The 18,575-nt window shown below is 46.5% G+C and carries 13 protein-coding genes; 11 read left to right on the forward strand and 2 right to left on the reverse strand.

Features of this window, described 5'->3' with window-relative positions; genetic code table 11:
* Positions 1–95: 95 nt before the first annotated feature.
* A complete protein-coding gene (locus tag AC0VYE_RS04020; protein ID WP_475446206.1) occupies positions 96–4,169 on the reverse strand; it encodes a bifunctional 2',3'-cyclic-nucleotide 2'-phosphodiesterase/3'-nucleotidase in 4,074 nt (1,357 codons plus the stop codon).
* A gap of 241 nt (positions 4,170–4,410) precedes the next feature.
* Between AC0VYE_RS04020 and AC0VYE_RS04025 the strand changes: the two genes are divergently transcribed.
* The 11 genes from AC0VYE_RS04025 to AC0VYE_RS04075 all read left to right on the forward strand — a co-directional run bounded on the left by AC0VYE_RS04025 (position 4,411) and on the right by AC0VYE_RS04075 (position 17,856).
* On the forward strand, positions 4,411–4,722 hold the full coding sequence (locus AC0VYE_RS04025; protein WP_076268814.1) for a Dabb family protein: 312 nt from the start codon (positions 4,411–4,413) through the stop codon (positions 4,720–4,722).
* A gap of 99 nt (positions 4,723–4,821) precedes the next feature.
* On the forward strand, positions 4,822–5,490 hold the full coding sequence (locus tag AC0VYE_RS04030) for a bifunctional 2-keto-4-hydroxyglutarate aldolase/2-keto-3-deoxy-6-phosphogluconate aldolase (protein ID WP_076268815.1): 669 nt from the start codon (positions 4,822–4,824) through the stop codon (positions 5,488–5,490).
* A gap of 109 nt (positions 5,491–5,599) precedes the next feature.
* Positions 5,600–6,475 carry a glycoside hydrolase family 43 protein gene (locus AC0VYE_RS04035; protein ID WP_475446208.1) on the forward strand — a complete coding sequence of 292 codons (876 nt, stop codon included), beginning with the start codon at positions 5,600–5,602 and terminating at the stop codon, positions 6,473–6,475.
* A gap of 164 nt (positions 6,476–6,639) precedes the next feature.
* Positions 6,640–7,872 (forward strand): GAF domain-containing sensor histidine kinase, encoded by a 1,233-nt coding sequence (locus AC0VYE_RS04040; RefSeq protein WP_475446210.1) that lies wholly within the window; start codon positions 6,640–6,642, stop codon positions 7,870–7,872.
* 139 nt (positions 7,873–8,011) lie between these two features.
* Positions 8,012–9,397 (forward strand): class II fumarate hydratase, encoded by a 1,386-nt coding sequence (gene fumC, locus AC0VYE_RS04045; protein ID WP_076268818.1) that lies wholly within the window; start codon positions 8,012–8,014, stop codon positions 9,395–9,397.
* Positions 9,398–9,555: 158 nt separating this feature from the next.
* Positions 9,556–11,505 carry an ABC-F family ATP-binding cassette domain-containing protein gene (locus AC0VYE_RS04050; protein ID WP_475446212.1) on the forward strand — a complete coding sequence of 650 codons (1,950 nt, stop codon included), beginning with the start codon at positions 9,556–9,558 and terminating at the stop codon, positions 11,503–11,505.
* A gap of 45 nt (positions 11,506–11,550) precedes the next feature.
* Entirely contained in the window at positions 11,551–12,183 is a 633-nt protein-coding gene (locus AC0VYE_RS04055) for a fumarylacetoacetate hydrolase family protein (RefSeq protein ID WP_475446214.1), read from the forward strand.
* Between the two features lie 136 nt (positions 12,184–12,319).
* On the forward strand, positions 12,320–13,024 hold the full coding sequence (locus AC0VYE_RS04060; RefSeq protein WP_475446216.1) for a winged helix-turn-helix domain-containing protein: 705 nt from the start codon (positions 12,320–12,322) through the stop codon (positions 13,022–13,024).
* Positions 13,021–14,331, forward strand: a complete 1,311-nt coding sequence (locus AC0VYE_RS04065; protein ID WP_475446218.1) for a sensor histidine kinase — start codon at positions 13,021–13,023, stop codon at positions 14,329–14,331. Before AC0VYE_RS04060 ends, AC0VYE_RS04065 begins: the two co-directional genes overlap by 4 nt.
* 97 nt (positions 14,332–14,428) lie before the next feature.
* Complete coding sequence (locus AC0VYE_RS04070; RefSeq protein WP_475446220.1) at positions 14,429–15,115, forward strand: ABC transporter ATP-binding protein; 687 nt, start codon at positions 14,429–14,431, stop codon at positions 15,113–15,115.
* The gene (locus AC0VYE_RS04075; RefSeq protein ID WP_475446222.1) at positions 15,109–17,856 is read left to right on the forward strand and encodes an ABC transporter permease; all 2,748 of its coding nucleotides are present in this window, start codon (positions 15,109–15,111) and stop codon (positions 17,854–17,856) included. The genes AC0VYE_RS04070 and AC0VYE_RS04075 overlap by 7 nt, the downstream gene beginning before the upstream one ends.
* A 94-nt stretch (positions 17,857–17,950) precedes the next feature.
* On the opposite strand, the gene AC0VYE_RS04080 is transcribed toward AC0VYE_RS04075, so the two are convergent.
* Positions 17,951–18,397, reverse strand: coding sequence for a Dps family protein (locus AC0VYE_RS04080; protein WP_430055183.1), 447 nt, complete (start codon positions 18,395–18,397; stop codon positions 17,951–17,953).
* Positions 18,398–18,575: the final 178 nt, after the last annotated feature.

Consider the following 18,575-nt stretch of genomic DNA (forward strand, 5'->3'; position numbering starts at 1 on the left):
GATTCGGTTATTTTTCATTGTTCACTCTTTATTATACAAAAAATCCCCCTCGACCGGTGCGAATGAAGCCTCGGCAAGGGGGATTTTCTTTTAGATTAGTTCACTTTAGTAAAGCGGCCTTCAATTTTTGCCGAGATAGTACCGGCTGTGGATTTCGCATTAATATATGTGATCGTAGCGTCAAGATCTACAGGACCAGCCTCACGGTTTGTTCCTTTCAAGAGCACCGTGTAGCCGTCGCCGCCTGTTGCCATAAAATCGTTCACGACAATCGTATAGGCTGCTGCGTCATCTAGAACAGTGCCATCGGCTTTCTTAATTTCAACAATCTTTTGGCCGTCTGGCTTGCTATCGTCATACTTATATGTGAAACCGGAAATTTGGCCAATCTTCGGGCTTGTTCCTGCCCATTGCTGATTCATCAGCTCTTTCATTTGCGCGCCAGTCAGCGTCATCTTAATGAGTACGTTGCCGAAGGGCTGTACGGAGAACATGTTTCCATAAGTGACATTTCCTTGTGGAAGATCATTACGGATTCCGCCCGAATTCATGAATGCAAAGTCCGCTTTCATTACTTCGCGCATGCCATCGGCAATTAGGTTTCCTAGCGCTGATTCGCCGGAAGCGTTAGTTGTACGTGTAATGGCAGCATCCGTTTTAGTAACCGGTGCGTTCATAACTGGAGCGTTCTGCTCTTGGTACGATTTGATCATTTGTGCAATTTCTGCATCCGGCGTAATGCCTTCGCGTTTCACTTCAACGACTTCGCCTTTAGCGGAAATAACGTTATGCGTTGCACGATCGATAACTAGATCCACATCAGAGAAAGCCGTTCCATAAGAGAAGGCTTCAATGACTAGCTTGCCGTCGATCATTTTGTTCAGACCGCCATGGTTGTGGCCTGCGAAGATAACGTCTACATCATCATCAACGTTGTTAGCCAGATCGACAACTTCGCCAGTTGGAGCGTCGGCTTTGCCATCAAATGGATCATGCGCCAAAATAACGATGGTGTGCACGCCTTTCGCTTGCAGCTCCTTCACTGCTTTGTTAACCGCTGGAGCTTGCTCGATAAAGTTAAGACCTTTAATGCTTTCAGCTTTTACGACAGAAGGCGTAATATTCGTTACGACCCCGATAAAACCGACTTTAACTCCGCCAACCTCAAGTACTTTGTAGGCGTCAAGCAGCGGTTTGCCGTTTGCATCCACTACGTTTGCAGCGACATACGGGAAGTTTGCACCTGCGAAATCCTTGCCCGTTTTCGGGTTTTTGCCTCCGTTGATTAAGCGGAGTGCTTCAGCAGCGCCAGCGTCAAACTCATGGTTGCCGAGTGTGCCGATATCGAAGCCGAGGCGGTTCAAGAAATCGATCGTCGGCTCATCCTGCAGCATCGCGGATACCGGTGCGCTGGCACCAACCGCATCGCCAGCATGCACAAGCAGCGTGTTCGAATTCGAAGCTTCGCGTTGTTTCAAATATGTGGCCAAATAATCCGCGCCTCCGAGTGTCGAAACGACTTTGCCCGCTGCATCTTTTACATCTTTTTTGTAATCCAATTGTCCGTGGAAATCGTTAATGCCCAGCAATTGTACCGAAATATCGCTGATCAGCGTATGAACGACTTTCGCCGCTTCCGCACGAGTCGATGACGCTTTAGGGACAAACTTGCCTTCGCCGCGTCCGTTCATAACCCCGCGGTCAACTACGATATTCACGCCAGCTTTTGCCCAAGCACTAATTTGAGCATCGTCGGCCATTTTTTTGCTATCTGCTACGATCGTCTCTTTGCCTGCTTTGAGTTTCAATGCGTTGCTTGCCATTACCGCCATTTGCTCACGCGTAATTTTGTCGTTCGGAGCAAATTTGCCTTTGGAAACTCCGTTAACCAAGCCGTTCTCGCTTGCCGCTGCAACGGATTCTGCATACCATGCAGTCGCTGGAACATCGGTGAACGAGCTTTTGCTTTTCGCAGTCAATTTCAAAGCTTTCACGAGCAGTGTAGCGAATTCCGCGCGAGTAACGTTCGTGTTTGGCTCAAAAGTGGTATCGGTTTTGCCTGTAACGATTTGTTTTGCAACCAACTCATTAATGGCAGGGGAAGCCCAGTGAGAAGCTGGTACATCAGTAAATAGCTTGTTTAGGTCGAGGGAGAAGATGCCGAAGCCTTTTTCATCGACTTTATCCAAGTAACGGATGTTGTTCGTCGTTTTTGCATACTCCGCCGCTTTTGGAGATGAAGTGAATGTAACCTTTACATCGCCCATAACTGGAGCAATCGACCAGTTGTTATCGATCGATGGGTTAATTTGCTTATTCGTGCTAATGTAATCCATTAAGATTTGGCGATTTTCGTCCGGTGCGTCAATAATATATTTGCTTCCTTTAACGCCTGGGAAGTTGCCGCCGCCGCCAGCACGGTAATTGTTAGTAATAACGATGAAATCTTGATTTGGATCTACCGGCTTGCCTTTGTAGTTTAACTTAATGATTCGGCTGGAAGCTGCATCATTAATCGTACCATCAACTTTATATTTAGCTGGTTTGGTAACGTCTACCTGGTAAGTTACGCCATCGATCACGTCAAAGTTATACACTTGGAAGGAAGGATTGAGCAGTTCTTGCTCTTCCGATTTGCTTGGATCGATTTGATTGAATTTGCCAGCAGACATTTCCAGCCATTCTTTCACAACAGAACCCTTAACCATGATCGCTTTAAGCGTGTTGTCGTAGAGATAAAGATCGCCTGCACTCTTAATCGCGAGCGGGCCGGCTTTAATTTCTGTGAATTCCTCAACCCCATTGCGTCCGGCCTTGAATGGAGCGCCTACGGACAAGATTGGCGTGTCCTTGTATTCTGGCAGGTTTTTCTTAATATAGTTTTCAACATACCATTTCTGTGCGTTCGTTACGATCTGAACAGAAGGGTCGTCTTGTACGAGCGCAAAATAGCTGTGAATCGGCGCTGTTGTTGTTCCAATCGGATTGTTTGCGTATTTAATCGTTGCTTCGTGATCACCGTTCACGGCGTCGATGATCGCTTGATCGATTTCAACAAGCGGTTTCTTCGCTGCGCTATCGTAAATCGCTTTCGTGGAAGACTGGGAGCCAGCAACTTTCCATTTGCCGTCCTGTTTCTCTAGCGACAAATCGATAATTCCTAGATTGCTTCCGCCGTATCCAGCTTGCACGGCAGGCACTCCATTAATCGTGCCCTTCGCATTGTCTACGCTTGCATATACTTTGCCAGAAGCATCCTTAAATAAAGCGTCGAGCGATTTCTCGTCAACTGCAGGGAATACTTTATGAGTATGAGAGAAAGTAATTGCATCAATACCAGACACTTTGCTTAGAAGCAGTACAGCATCCTCCGCGTTAGTATTTGCTTGAGAGTTGCCATTAAAGCCCGTGTGCGCCATAGCAATAATAATGTCCGCGCCTTCTGCTCTCATTTTAGGTACAAATTTCTCAGCAGTTGCGGCAATATCCTTCGTAATGACTTTGCCTTCAAGCCAAGTTTTGTCCCACTGTGTAATTTGCGGAGGTACAAAGCCGATAACACCGATTTTCAGCGTCTGCTCCTGACCGGATTCATCAACGACTTTTTTCGTAATAATTTTGTAGGGCTCAAAGCGGTTCACATCGTTATCCGGATTCGAGTCCTTATCATCGATATATACGTTTGCGCTCACATAAGGGAAATTGGCGCCTTTAAGAGCGTTGTCCAAATAGTCTAATCCATAGTTGAACTCGTGGTTGCCTAGGGTAGCAACGTCGTAGTCAAGTTGATTCATGGCCTTATAGACGGGATGAATCTCTTTGTCTTTAATTGGAGCTACGACTGCCTTGTAAGTGCCAAGCGGCGTGCCTTGAATAAGGTCACCGTTGTCAACAAGGAATGTGTTCTTTGATTCTGCTCTAGCCGCTTTAATCAGATTTGAAGTTCTAGCAAATCCGACCGTATTGGAAACGGCATCCTTGTAATAATCGTACGGCACAAGATTGGTGTGAATGTCTGTTGTTTCCATAATTCTGAGTTTCACGCTGGACCCGGCATCCGCTGCTGCTGCGAACATACCGTTAAACGGCATCGACAGCACGAATAAAGTCAATGATGAGACAGCGAGCTTTCGTAAACCCTTTTTCCCCTTAAGCTGACCTTCTTGCATTCTACCAATCTTCCTCTCATGTCATAAATGTTAACATAAACATATTAGAGCAAAAGCTACTAAATTCCAATACTATATTTTCGAAATTTAATAGAACCAAGCTAATAATAATGTATATTTTGAAAAAAGAACAAGAACAAAAAATGGAAGGATTTATAACGAAAAGCGTTCCACTTAGCAGCTTGTTTATGTTATTTTTATAGGAACAAAACCATTTCATAGAGAAGAAGGAGTGAAACGTATGACAACGCAAACAAAAGACTGGATTTTGCACTCCGTCATTTTTAACTTAAAGCATGAACAGGGCTCTGCGGAGGAACAGCAGTTTTTGGAGGATGGCGAGCGGATTCTTACTTCGATTCCGTCTGTTAAGAACTTTCAAGTGTATAAGCAAGTAAGCGGGAAAAACGATTATCGCCATGGCTTCGCAATGGAATTTGCAAATCAGGCTGATTACGATGCTTATAACGAGCATCCGCTGCATGTGCAGTTTGTAAATGAACGTTGGGTGACAGAAGTAGAAAAGTTTCTTGAAATCGATTACGCGAAGTAGGGCATTCCATTGAAGATTTAGCTGAAACGACATATAATGAGCGGTATAGATTACACATTTTCGAACAAATACGAACATAATGGGAAGAGGGACTAACGGATGAAAAAGCTTAGAGTGCTTCAGCAGTTGACGGATGCCGGCGTCGTGGCGGTATTGCGTGCGGACTCGCCTGAGGAAGTTGTGGAAATGTCACGCCGTGCAATTAAGGGCGGTATCAAAGCGATTGAAATTACGATGACAGTGCCATTTGCGCTGCGTGCCATCGAGCAATTATCCAAAGAGTATTCAAGCTCCGTATCACCTGATGCTGACAACTTTGCTATTATCGGCGTCGGCACAGTACTAGATCCAGAAACGGCACGCGCTGCTATATTGGCAGGGGCGGAATATGTCGTTTCTCCAGCACTTAATCCGGATACGATCAAGCTTTGCAATCGCTATGCGGTTCCTATTTTGCCGGGAACAATGACCATTCACGAAATTCAAACGGCATTGGAGCTGGGCGTTGATATCGTGAAGCTGTTCCCAGGAAATCTATATTCACCAAGTGTGATTCCTTCTATTAAAGGGCCGTTGCCGCAGGCTAACGTTATGCCAACCGGCGGCGTATCGCTCGACAACCTTAAGGACTGGATCAAAGCGGGCGCGGTAGCGGTCGGTATCGGATCCGATCTTACGAAGGACGCTGTAAAAACGGGCGACTTCTCGCTCATTGAGAAGAAAGCCGCAGCTTATATCGCAGCATACCGCGAAGCAAAAGGACTTTAATCAAATACCTGACGGAGGCTGCCTCTGTCAGGTTCTTTTTTTTGAAATGTAAAAAAGGATATCATTTTCTCATAGTTACGTTACTAGTTAAGAGGGGGAAATCCAGCCAATGCTGAAACGTGAGCAAATTCGAATTCGTGATCCTTACATACTCGTAAATGAGCAAGAGAAATGTTATTACCTATACGGGACAACGGATGAGAATGTATGGTCAGCTCCAGGGACGGGGTTCGATACGTACAAAAGCACTGATCTTGAGAATTGGGATGGGCCTTATCCAGCCTTCAGGCCAGCGCCGGGTTTTTGGTCGGATCATCATTTTTGGGCGCCTGAAGTGTATGTGTACGAGAACAGCTACTATATGTTTGCTTCATTTAAGTCAGAGGATAAGCGGCGCGCAACACAGGTTTTAATAGCGGAAAGCCCTCTTGGGCCTTTTGTCCCGCTTACAGATAAGCCCGTAACTCCATCGGAGTGGGAATGTCTTGACGGTACGCTGCATATCGAAGCGGATGGAACGCCATGGATGGTATTTTGCCAAGAATGGGTGCAGGTGAGTGATGGTAAAATGTGCGCCATTCCATTAACAGCAGATTTAAAGGAAGCGGCTGGAGAACCGATCACGCTTTTCTCCGCATCGGAAGCAGCTTGGGCAACTCCTTTTGGCGATGATCATAACAACTATATAACAGACGGCCCATATCTATATCGTAATCAAGCAGGCGAGCTGCTCATGCTTTGGTCAAGCGGTTCGAAAAATGGCTACGCTATTGGAATCGCACGTTCAGCCAGCGGAATGATTGAAGGGCCATGGACGCAGGATGCGGAGACGCTTTTCCCGCAGGATGGCGGACACGGGATGTTATTCCGCTCATTGGAAGGAGAGCTTATGCTTGCCATGCACTCACCCAATAATGAGCCGGATGAAAGAGCAGTATTTATTGAAATCGAAGAGAAGAACGGTACGCTGCAGCGAAAAGAATAATGAAGAAAAATAGTCAGCTAGAGACAAGCCGGGGCGATGTTTGCTTTAATCACAGGCGTTGCTAGGTCGAAAGGCTTAGACTTCTTACCTAGAGAAGTATATGATCAATACATATGGAATTTTAGTGCAACGGTCATATTCATAATCATGATGGGATGGGTAGTATGAGATCTACTATTATTGAGGACATGCTAACGATAGTCTCAGCAAACATTTATCATTCGGCTACACAAGTAATGAGCACGGCCTATACGATGATACCGGCAAACACGTTCTGCATCGCTATAAATGACAGAATGACAACAACAGTCTTGAGGTCGTACAATCGCGACTACATGATTTTGGATGAAGGCTTAGTCGTTGACAATGAAGAGTCCTATTGTCATTTGGTCATTGAAAAGTCAGAAGGGCCATTAATTATTAATAATAATCTGACACATCCGCTTACGCGGGATATGGATGCAACGAAGCTGGTCGGCGGTTGTTCTTTCATGGGAGTTCAGATTGTCAAGAAAAGTGGCGAAGTATACGGCTCCCTTTGTGCCTTTGACCATAACTTTTATGCTTACGACGAGAAGGAAGTAGCATTCATGTCATCGTTAGCTGCTTTTTTTGCCAATGTTCTAGAATTGGAAGACGCAGCCATGGCACTGCAGGAAGCCCATCATAAGATTTGTGATTTGGCTGAGGAGAAATCCAACCTGCTGGCCGTGATGAGTCATGAGATCCGTACTCCTCTAAACGGTATCATCGGGATGATCGATCTGCTTCAGTCCACTGAGCTGACAGAGGAGCAGCGTCAATATATTAAAATTACACAGTCCAGCGGTGATTCATTGCTCGCTGTGCTCAATGATATTTTATCGTATGCCAAAATCAAATCGGATCAATCAGAGCTCGTTCATCTCCCGCTTGACCTGCGCTCATGCGTTAAACAAGTTCAAGAGCTGCTCGGTCCGGATGCTGCCAAAAAAGGCATTAAGCTTCATGCGGAAGTCTGTCCTACTATACCGGATATGGTTAGGACCGATGCTACGAAAATTCAGCAAATCATGATTAATCTAATTAGCAATGCAATCAAATTCACAAATACTGGCGGTGTAACCCTTTCTGTGGAGCAGCTTTCTTCAGAATCAAGTTATCCTTTAATGCTCTTAAAGGTTAGAGATACAGGAATCGGCATTTGTGCGGAGAAGCTGGACATGCTTTTTAAACCATTCTCTCAATTGCATATACCTGAGCGCAGCTTCGAATACAGCGGTACGGGGCTCGGGCTATCTATCTGTAAGAAACTTGCTGAGCAAATGGCTGGGCGGATATGGCTGATGGAATCCAATGAGAACGGCTCATGCTTTGCATTAGAGCTCCCACTTATGACTGAAGAAGCGTATGTTTAGCGTGAGCAGAATGCTCAGCGAAAGCACAGTCCTTATAACCAATTTGGGAGCTTTGCTTGATTCTGAGCAGGAATAGCGTTATAACAGAAACAGGGTCAAAAAAGAGAAAACACAATTGATTAAAGGAGTCGTTCAATTAATGGATTATCGTATTGAGAAGGACACAATGGGCGAGATTCAGGTTCCTGCAGATAAGCTATGGGGCGCACAAACGCAACGCAGCTTGCAAAACTTCAAAATTAGCGGTGAGCGCATGCCGATCGAAGTGGTGTATGCGATGGCTTATATTAAAAAAGCAGCCGCGCAAGCCAACGAGAAGCTTGGCGTTTTGGATGCAGCAAAATCAGCGATTATTGGTGAAGCGGTAGACGAAATCGTCTCAGGCAAATGGGATGAGCATTTTCCATTAGTCGTATGGCAAACAGGCAGCGGCACGCAAACGAACATGAACGTGAATGAGGTTATTGCTAACCGTGCGAATAACTTGCTTGCAGAACGCGGAAGCGAAGTGCGCATCCACCCGAATGATGATGTTAACCGCTCACAAAGCTCGAATGATACATTCCCTGCAGCGATGCATATTGCTGGCGTAATTGCGCTCGAGGATCGCTTGCTTCCATCTCTTGATCTACTGAATGGCACGCTTCGCGCGAAAGCGGAGAAGTTTAACGATATTGTAAAAATCGGACGTACTCATCTTCAAGATGCTACACCAATTACGCTGGGCCAAGAAATCAGCGGCTGGTATTCCATGCTGGACAGAACGCGCGCTATGCTAGTTCAAAGCGTAGAAACGATGCGCGATCTAGCGCTTGGCGGTACGGCAGTTGGTACGGGCCTTAACGCTCACCCTGACTTTGCAGTTGCAGTGGCGCAAGAAGTAACGGCGCTTACGGGCAAAACATTTGTAACGGCAGAAAACAAATTCCACTCGCTTACAAGCCACGACCAAATCGTATACACGCATGGTGCCGTAAAAGCGCTGGCGGCTGATTTGATGAAAATCGCAAACGATGTAAGATGGCTGGCAAGCGGTCCTCGCTGCGGCATCGGTGAAATTTCGATTCCAGAGAACGAGCCGGGCAGCTCGATTATGCCAGGTAAAGTTAATCCAACGCAAAGCGAAGCTTTGACGATGGCAGTATGCCAAGTGATTGGCAATGATACGGCTATTTCGATGGCAGCAAGCCAAGGAAACTTCGAGCTAAACGTATTCAAACCAGTTATCATCTATAACTTCCTGCAATCAGTAGCCCTTCTTGCTGATGGCATGGTTTCATTCAACGACAACTGCGCGGTTGGCATCGAGCCAAACGAAGCGGTTATCAAACGTAATCTGGATCAGTCGCTTATGCTGGTCACAGCGCTTAATCCGCATATCGGCTACGAGAATGCGGCTGCCATTGCCAAAAACGCACACAAAAAAGGACTAACATTGAAGGAGTCGGCTATCGCGAGCGGCTTGCTTACTTCAGAGCAATTCGATGAATTTGTTCGTCCCGAGAACATGATCGGAAAGCGTTAATAAACAGCGAAATAAGAAAGGATCAGCTCTTGTCTCATGGGACAAGGTGCTGATTCTTTTTGCTGTACAGAGGTTCATGTTATGATATGGGCTTTTTATGGTATGATACGAGGGGCTGCAATCGCAGCAATACTATTCCAAAAAAGTAGGTTTGTCTCATGCATTTATTGTCTGTAGAACATATAACGAAGAGCTATGGCGAGAAGCTATTGTTCGAAAATGTAACATTTGGCGTAGAGGATGGCGACAAAGTCGGCATCATTGGTGTGAACGGCACGGGGAAATCCACCTTTCTTAAGGTGATTGCGGGCCTAGAACAAGCTGACTCAGGCACAGTGTCGATCGGCAACCGGGTAACGGTCAGAATGCTGGCGCAGGACCCGGTATTTGCTCCGAACGAAACGACGCTGGAGCATGTGCTTGGCGGAGATTCTCCACAGCTAAGAGCTGTGCAGGCTTATGCTGCGGCAATGGAAGCGATTGAGCTTAATCCAAGCGATGTAGCGCTGCAAGACAAGCTGATTAAGGCAAATCAGCTTATGGATGAATTTGATGCATGGCAGCTGGAGAGCGATGCGAAGATGGCGCTGTCAAAGCTTGGCATTAATGATTTTGAAGCGAAGGTAGAGACGTTGTCCGGCGGCCAGCGCAAGCGTGTCGCTATGGCTGCTGCTTTATTGCTTCCTTCCGATGTGCTCATTCTGGATGAGCCTACGAACCATATCGATAATGATTCCGTGGCTTGGCTCGAAGGCATGCTGCAAAAACGCAGAGGCGCATTGCTCATGATTACGCATGATCGGTATTTCCTTGATCGTGTCAGTAACCGCGTCATCGAGCTCGATAAAGGCCAAGCCCATTTCTATCAAGCAAACTACAGTCGTTTCCTTGAGCTGAAGCTGGACCGCGAGGAGCGGGAAGCTTCGACGGAATCGAAGCGTCAAAATTTGCTGCGTAATGAACTCGCGTGGATCAGGCGAGGAGCTAAAGCAAGATCGACGAAGCAAAAGGCGCGTATTGATCGCTTTGAGGCGCTTAAAGCAGATGCACCGAAGCAAGCGGGCGGGAAGATGGACGTATCGGTAGCTTCGACTAGACTTGGCCGGAAAATCCTTGAAATGGAAAATGTGAAAAAAAGCTTTGGTGATCGGACGCTTATTCGCGATTTCAGCTATATTGCCGTTCCAGAGGATCGAGTAGGCATTGTCGGACGCAACGGAAGCGGGAAATCAACGCTAATGAAGCTGATTACAGGGCAATTAACGCCAGACGAAGGAACCGTGGACCTTGGTACAACAGTCAAGCTGGGCTGGTTCTCGCAAGAGCATGAAGAGATGGATCAATCTTTGCGGGTGATCGAATATATCCGCGAGGGCGCTGAGCAAGTAAAGACGGCTGATGGCTCGACCATATCGGCGGGACAAATGCTGGAGCGTTTCCTATTCTCCCCTACGATGCAGTGGACACCGATTTCGAAGCTGTCCGGCGGTGAGAAGCGCCGCTTGCAGCTATTGCGCGTGTTAATGAATGCGCCGAATGTGCTGCTGCTCGATGAGCCGACGAATGACTTGGATATTTCCACACTTACAGTGCTGGAGGATTATCTCGACGATTTCCCGGGCGTTGTGTTCGTTGTCTCTCATGATCGTTATTTCCTTGATCGGACAGTAGACAAAATTATCGCGTTCGAGGGCAATGGCGTTATTGCACATCACACCGGCAACTATTCGGATTACCAAGCGTTTGTTGAGAAGTACGGCGCTGGAACTACGCCATCAGCGGTTGCAGCCGATACAGCCGATGCAAAAGCGGCTTCGAGCACAGAGGTGAAAAGTACAGAAGCAGCTGCGAAACCTGCGGTTAAGGGACGTACACTCAAAATGTCCTACAAGGATCAAAAGGACTTTGAGCAAATTGATGGCTGGATTGAGGCTGCGGAAACCGAGATCAGCGAAGTCGCCTCACGCATGGAAGCTGCAAGCAGCGATTCTGCTCGTCTCCTAGAGCTGGCAGCAGAGCAGCAGCAGCTGGAAGAAAAGCTGGAGAAGCTAATGGATCGCTGGGCAGAACTGAATGAATTGGCTGAGCAAATCGCTGCCCAGAAGTAAACGAAACCGATTTAACCTAGTTGAAATAGAAAGGCGGCATTGTTCATGAGCAGCAATGAGATTCGTAATATTTATTGTATCGGTCGAAATTATAAACTTCACGCTTTGGAGCTTGGCAATGAGGTGCCTGATAAGCCGCTCGTGTTTACAAAGCCGTCGCATGCCATTGTTCCAATGGCAGGCAACACCGTAGATCTTCCCGGTAATGTAGGCGAGGTACACTTTGAGCTTGAAATCGTACTGCGGATTGGCCGTGCTTATGAGCCGGGCATCGATCCAGAACAATGCATTGACGGCATGGCGCTTGGCTTGGACTTAACGCTTCGTGACGTTCAGTCCAAGCTGAAGGCAAAGGGACAACCATGGCTTGCGGCCAAAGGGTTTAAAAACTCAGCTCCGCTTGGTGAATGGCTTCCTTACCCTGGTGCAGCCGCTCTTGCCGAAAACGAGTTTGTGCTCTTGCGAAATGGCGAAGAGGCGCAGCGCGGCAAAGCCAGCGATATGTTATTCAGCGTATCGGAGCTGATTCAATTTGTAGGGGAGCATTACGGGCTTGGCCCCGGCGATCTTCTATTCACAGGAACTCCAGCTGGGGTGGCTGCTTTGCATGAAGGTGACCAGCTGCAAGCATTATGGGCAGGTACAGCTGTAGGCAGCTGCGGCGTAAAGCTTGTATAAGATCATTTGATTATCATTTCGCGGCAGCGAGTTTGTTTAGCAAACATCCATAGATTTGTATGAAAAGACAGTTCTTCCCTACTTGGAAGAACTGTTTTTTTATGCAACAATTTATTTAGGGGAGTGTGAGCGAAGGATGAAAGTCGTATGGATTGAGGATGAACAGCAGCTGCTTCAGGAATGCGCTGATTATTTGCGGAAAGAATCGGTGGAGGTTTATGGCGCTTCCTCATTGACCGAAGCGGAGCCGCTCATTAAGCAGATAAATCCGGATTTGCTGCTAGTCGATTGGATGCTGCCCGGTGGAGCAAGCGGAATAGACATTTGCAAGCGTAATGAAAAAGAGTGGAACCTGCCCTTCATTATGGTTACCGCCAAGGGTGATGAATTCGATAAGGTGCTGGCACTGGAGCTTGGCGCGGACGATTATTTGACGAAGCCGTTTGGGCTTCGTGAACTAAGTGCGAGAATAAAAGCGGTTATGCGCAGAGCAAGCAAGCATGGCGAGCCATCCCTTCCTGCGCCTGATGAATCGATTATTTATAGAGGATCGCTCATGCTCGATCAGCAGCGCTTCACAGCTGTGCTCAACGAGCACAGGCTTGACTTGACCCGTACTGAATTTTTGCTGCTGTGGAAGCTAGCGGCAAATCCAGGCAGAGTATTTACACGAACACATTTGATGGATGAGGCGCTTGGCGACGGTTTTCTCGGTTATGAGCGAACGCTCGATTCACATATTCGTAATTTGAGGCGTAAGCTGGAAGGCGGCGATGAGAAGCGTGAGCTCATTCAAACCGTGTATGGAGTTGGCTATCGCTTTACGGAGGAAGTACTGTGAAGAGCTATAGCAGTACAAGCATGCAGCGTGAGAAGCTTAGATTAGTTTACATATGTATGATTGCTGTCGTTGTTGCATTTATTTGTACCTTATGGATGATGAACAGCATTGATCGGACTGAGCTTAAGAAGACGCAGCTGTTTTGGAATGGATACGCCAAGCTTTTTTATGAGTCGACGGGAAGCTGGATCGGTCTTGAGGATCGGCTTCAGCATGATCGTTACATGATTTCCGGACACAAGTCGCTGTCTATTATCGTTTATGACAAAGATGCAATAACCGAGACGGCCACGCTGGTCATTAAGCAAAATACGGATAAAGACGTGCGGAAAATAGCCGTACTCTCAAATGGCTCGATTGTCGGGTATACGCAGGTATCGACTACAGCTCAGAAACTAATAAGTATGAGAATGGTACTGCCGCCGCTGTTGCTCGCTATGTTGCTATACATCATTGGATTATGGGTTATTCAACGCTCGCACAATGTTTCAAAACAAACGGAGCGGCGAATAGCGGCGTTAATTTGGGAGCGAGCCTCTTTATCAGCAAATAATCATATAGACGGGGACAAGCAGCTCACGGATGCGCTCGATCAAATAGATGAGCTTGTGCAGCGCGTAGAACGCTTAGAAACGGTTAGGCGAACGATGGTAGCTGACATTGCTCATGAGCTTCGAACGCCGATTGCAGTCATGCGGACGCAGCTGGACCATGCCATTCAGGAGGGATTGCCGCTGCCACTAGCGCGTACTGTATCGCTTCATGATGAGACGCTGCGTCTCACTAAGCTGGTTAGAGATTTACAAGAGCTGTCGCTAGCGGAATCTGGCCATTTGTCCTTAAGCAAAAGCTGGTTTTCACTTACCGCGCTAGCTGCGGCGGTTGCTGAGACGCTTGTCGTTCAATCGGATGAACATACGATACAGGCAACGGTACAGATGGAGCATGATATTCGTATTTATGCGGATGAAGCAAGGATCAGGCAAATTATGATTAATTTGATTGGGAATGCGCTGCAGCATGCACGCCATGAGCTGCGAATCGAGCTCCGCTTAGAAGCTGGATATGCCGAATTGACGATTATCGATGATGGTTTGGGAATTGAAGAGGAGGAGCTTGCTTTTGTTTTTGACCGTTTTTACAGAGGAGCTGGGCAAGCTAGAGCAAGCAAACGCGGCTCAGGGCTGGGACTTGGGCTAGCTATAGCGAAGCAATTCGCGCATGCCCACAGCGGAACGCTTGATGTGTCGAGCAGCTATGGCAAAGGAGCTGCTTTTACATTAAGCCTCCCCATTATAAAAGACTAGCCATCTGCACAAGTTCTGCATATTTGCTCCATTAAGAATGCATATCGATTTGATAAAGTGATAGCATTCAATGGAACAAGGGGTGAGATTTGAAGAAATGATAAAGATAAAAGAATTATGCAAGACGTATGGCAAGGGAGAAGCAGCGGTCAGAGCGCTGAGGGACGTATCTTTTACAATTACTAAAGGAGAAATGGTATCCATTACGGGTGCCTCCGGTTGCGGCAAATCAACGCTGCTGCATATTATGGCTGGCATCGAGTCCAGCGATAAAGGTGAAGTATGGATTGGAGATGCGCCCATCCATTCATGGGAAGACGAAAAGATCGCTAAGCTGCGGCTTGCGAAGATGGGGTTCGTGTTTCAATCCTATCATCTCATACCGGTGCTGAATGCTTGGGAGAATACGGCGCTGCCGCTTATTGCCGCTGGCAGTGATGCCAATAAGGCCAAAGAGAGAGCGTTTGAAGCGCTCAAAGAGGTTGGGCTGTCTGATAAAGCTAATCAATATCCTAATCAACTATCGGGCGGTCAGAATCAACGAGTTGCTATCGCTAGAGCTATTGTGGGGAGACCCGATATCATTTGGGCAGATGAGCCTACAGGCGCGCTTGATACGGAAACGGCGGATCAAATCATTGGCATGCTGGAGATGCTCAATCGCCATTACAACACAACGATCGTTATTGTGACGCATGATCAACAAGTAGCTAACCGAACATCACGCACCATTCGCTTGCAAAACGGACGTGTTATCCATGATGGGGGCGTTTCGTCATGCTAACGTCTCGTCTTGTATGGCGAATGGCGCTGAGTCATTTGAGAAAACAATGGAAGCAGACGTTGATCACGATAATGGCTGGCGCCATCGGGGCCATGCTGATCGCCATTAGTGCCGTAAACTATGAATCGGTCGAGCGAAGCGGGGCAGCTTGGATTGAGAAGCATCTAGGCCCGATCAACTGGAAGCTTACGCCGGAGAAGCTTAATTCTGAAGGCTTCTCAGCGCAAGAGGCTGCATTTTTAATAGACTTCTCTCGAAAAAGCGATTATACAATTCTTCCCTATGTAAAAGCGGAAGCGGCTGTTTTTGCCGAGGATACTGATATGGGTGAACAATCCATTCTAAAAAACATGTTGTTTATGGGCTTCTCCATGGAGGAAGCTGCTAGGTTTGATCCTGCCTATGAAAACTTATGGACAAACGGCTTGGCTGACGATGAGCTTATTATTAACCGTGACATAGCCAAGCTTCTGCATGTTGATGTCGGTGACGCGCTTAAGGTTTCTGTCTCAGGTAAAGATAAGTTATTTCGCATTCGTGCGGTAGTAGAGCAGAGAGGACTCACTGGCTACCAAGAATATGGTGCATTTGCCGGTACAATAATTGGTACGGAGCAAGCAGTGCGTCAAATGTCTGGCCAAGCTGGAGATGGCTATGAGGCTATACTTGCGGGAAGCACTGATCCATCTGTAAACTTGGGCGGGATGTTTTTTGTTTCAGGCCACACCTACAATGTAGAAAATTTAAAGAGCAAATATAAAAATGAAGTCGATGATATGAACTATTCGATCATTATTGGCATGATCAGTATTGTAGCCGTTATATCGAGCATGCTGTTTATGCGGCAGGTGCTGGTCATGATTGGCGATTCCAGGCGGGAAATGTACGGTATTCTACGAGCAATCGGATTCTCGCGAGACAATATATCTGCGATGTTCATGGTTGAAGCGCTCTTGCTGTCAGTAGCTAGTGCGCTGCTTGGTACGCTGATTGGGTTGTCTGGCGGTTATGGTTTGATTCAATTTTTTTATAGCTTCTATGCTGCGGATTTGTCTCAAATGGCCGGTCTCGTTGTGCCGATTACAGCTCATGTTTCAATCCTAACAGCAGCAGCTGTATTCGCAGCAACCTTGCTGTTTCTTCTTTTCATTTCTGGATTAACAGCTCGTAAAGCAAGCAGGTTCAATATTGTTGAAGCGCTGCGAGGGCCTTCAGCGGACGGCGGGACCTTGCGAGCGAAAGGGTGGAAACGAACGCGTAACCGCTGGGTAATCGCTGCGGGTTTATCCGCTACTTGTGTTCATTTTATATTTGCATTTATCGATCCGCCAGAATTAACGAATGACAACATGCTTACCATTGTGCTTACTTGGATAGCATCCGTGTTTACAGTGTTATTTATCGCGCTTAATGGAGTGGGGAAAATGACTGTCCCGCTGCAAAAGCTGCTGCGGTTTATTGGTGTTCCGCCGATATCCATGCTCCTCGCTGTTAAATACCCGAATCAACATAAAGGACGAACGTACACAGCATCGCTTTTATTTGCACTTGTTATGATGTTGATTACATTTTTGGTTGGCATTACGCAGCTTTTACAAGCTAGCGGGAATGTTGATCGCATAAATCAAACCGTCTTAGGTTTTGGTGGTTATGCTGTATACCAATCTGAGCTGGAGAAGGATAAAATTGAAGCGGTTGCCGCTGCTGACCCGTTGATACAGGAGCATATGAAGGGGAAAGTTGTCGTGGAGCCTTATATGCTTAGTATGCAGGAGAACGGCATAGCTCAAGCTATTATACCCGTTACGAAGGAGCTCCTGCTTAATAACAACTTTGCATTAAATGCACGATCGCCAGCGTTCTCAAGCGATGCTGAAGCATGGCACGCTGTACTGAATGATCCTGCATATGTGATCCTGCCTGACTCTTATAAAGAGAAGTTTCCTGAGCCATTATTGAATCTCAAGGCAGGCGATAAGATTACGCTTCCTGTATATAAGAGCAAGCTCCGATCGAGAGAAGAAGCTTGGGTTCCCGAACAGAAACGAGATTTCATTATCGCTGGTTTTTTAAATAACGACGCAGCTTCCGGATTAATAGATTTCTATGGCACAACCTTGATGAACAAAAAAGTTGTAGATGAGCTGCGTCCGCTGGGTCACAAATGGCCCAACCAAACCGATCTTGGTTTCGTTTTATTCCAATTTGATTATAAAGACATTAAGCTGGCTAAGGAGCTGGAGGAAAGATTTGCACTTGAAGGCGTGTTGGCCTTTCATGTTCCTTATATACAAAATACAGCGGAGCAATTGATTAATAAACAAATTGGCTATGGATTCATAGGTTTTACGGTTATATCCGCTCTTATTGGTTTGCTAGGGCTGGCGATTATTTTGTTTAGAGCCGTGCGCGAGCGGAGCAAACAGATCGGAATGATGCGCTGCATCGGCGTTCCCGGAAAGTCCATATTTTGGATGCTGTTTATTGAAGGTTTTGTTATAAGCTTGATGGGTTTGTTGTCAGGCTTAGCGATAGGCCTTAGCGGGGTTCATATGTTTGTCGAGAGTGTGAAAGCGGATTTGAAAGGCGATAAGTCGGCACTCCTATATGAGTATCCATTCGATATTGTTTTTCCCATTATAGCTGGCTTGCTGCTGGCCTCTCTTCTCATTAATATTACGCCAGCTAGAGCAGCACTCAAGCTCAAAGCGGTTGATGTTCTCAAAATGAGCAGCGATTAATAATGGATGTAACAGGCTAGAACACTAAGCAAATAAAGGAGCTTCGACAGTGAGTATACTGCCGAAGCTCCTTTTTGCATAGGACGTGCAACAATTATTTGCCATTAAAAGCGGTAAGCATCCATACATGCTTCTCAAGTGTCGTATGAATAGCAAGGAGCATGTCGGCTGTTGTTTCGTCGTCAGCCTTTTGTGCGGCCTCCATGCCGTCTTTCAGTTCACCGATTACGGTTGTAAAATCTTTAATCAATTGCTCAACCATCTGCGTCGCATCTTCTTTATTGGATGCTTCTTCAATGCTTGAAGTTTTCAAATAATCTTTCATGGTTGCGATAGGCGTACCCTTCACGGCAAGCAAGCGTTCAGCGATTTCATCGACATGAAGCGCAGCTTCTTCATAAAGCTCTTGGAATTTTGCATGCAAAGTGAAAAACTGAGAGCCCTTTACGTACCAGTGATAATTGTGCAGCTTGATGTAAAGTACGCTCCAGTTGGCGATTTGGCGATTCAAATGTTGTTGTACAGTTGTAGGTGTTGTCATAATGATCATCCTTTCTGATGGTAGTTTGCGCTATTTGCAGTCAGTGAATACAAAAATGGAAAGGTTGATTGCAAATTCTGAATCAAATTAGACTAACTCCTTATTTATAATTATTACAAACTAGAAGATGTCTGTCAATATGTATACACCATTTTGTTAGAGTTGAAACATCTTATTG

The organism is Pristimantibacillus sp. Z349TD_6 (genome assembly GCF_056173205.1).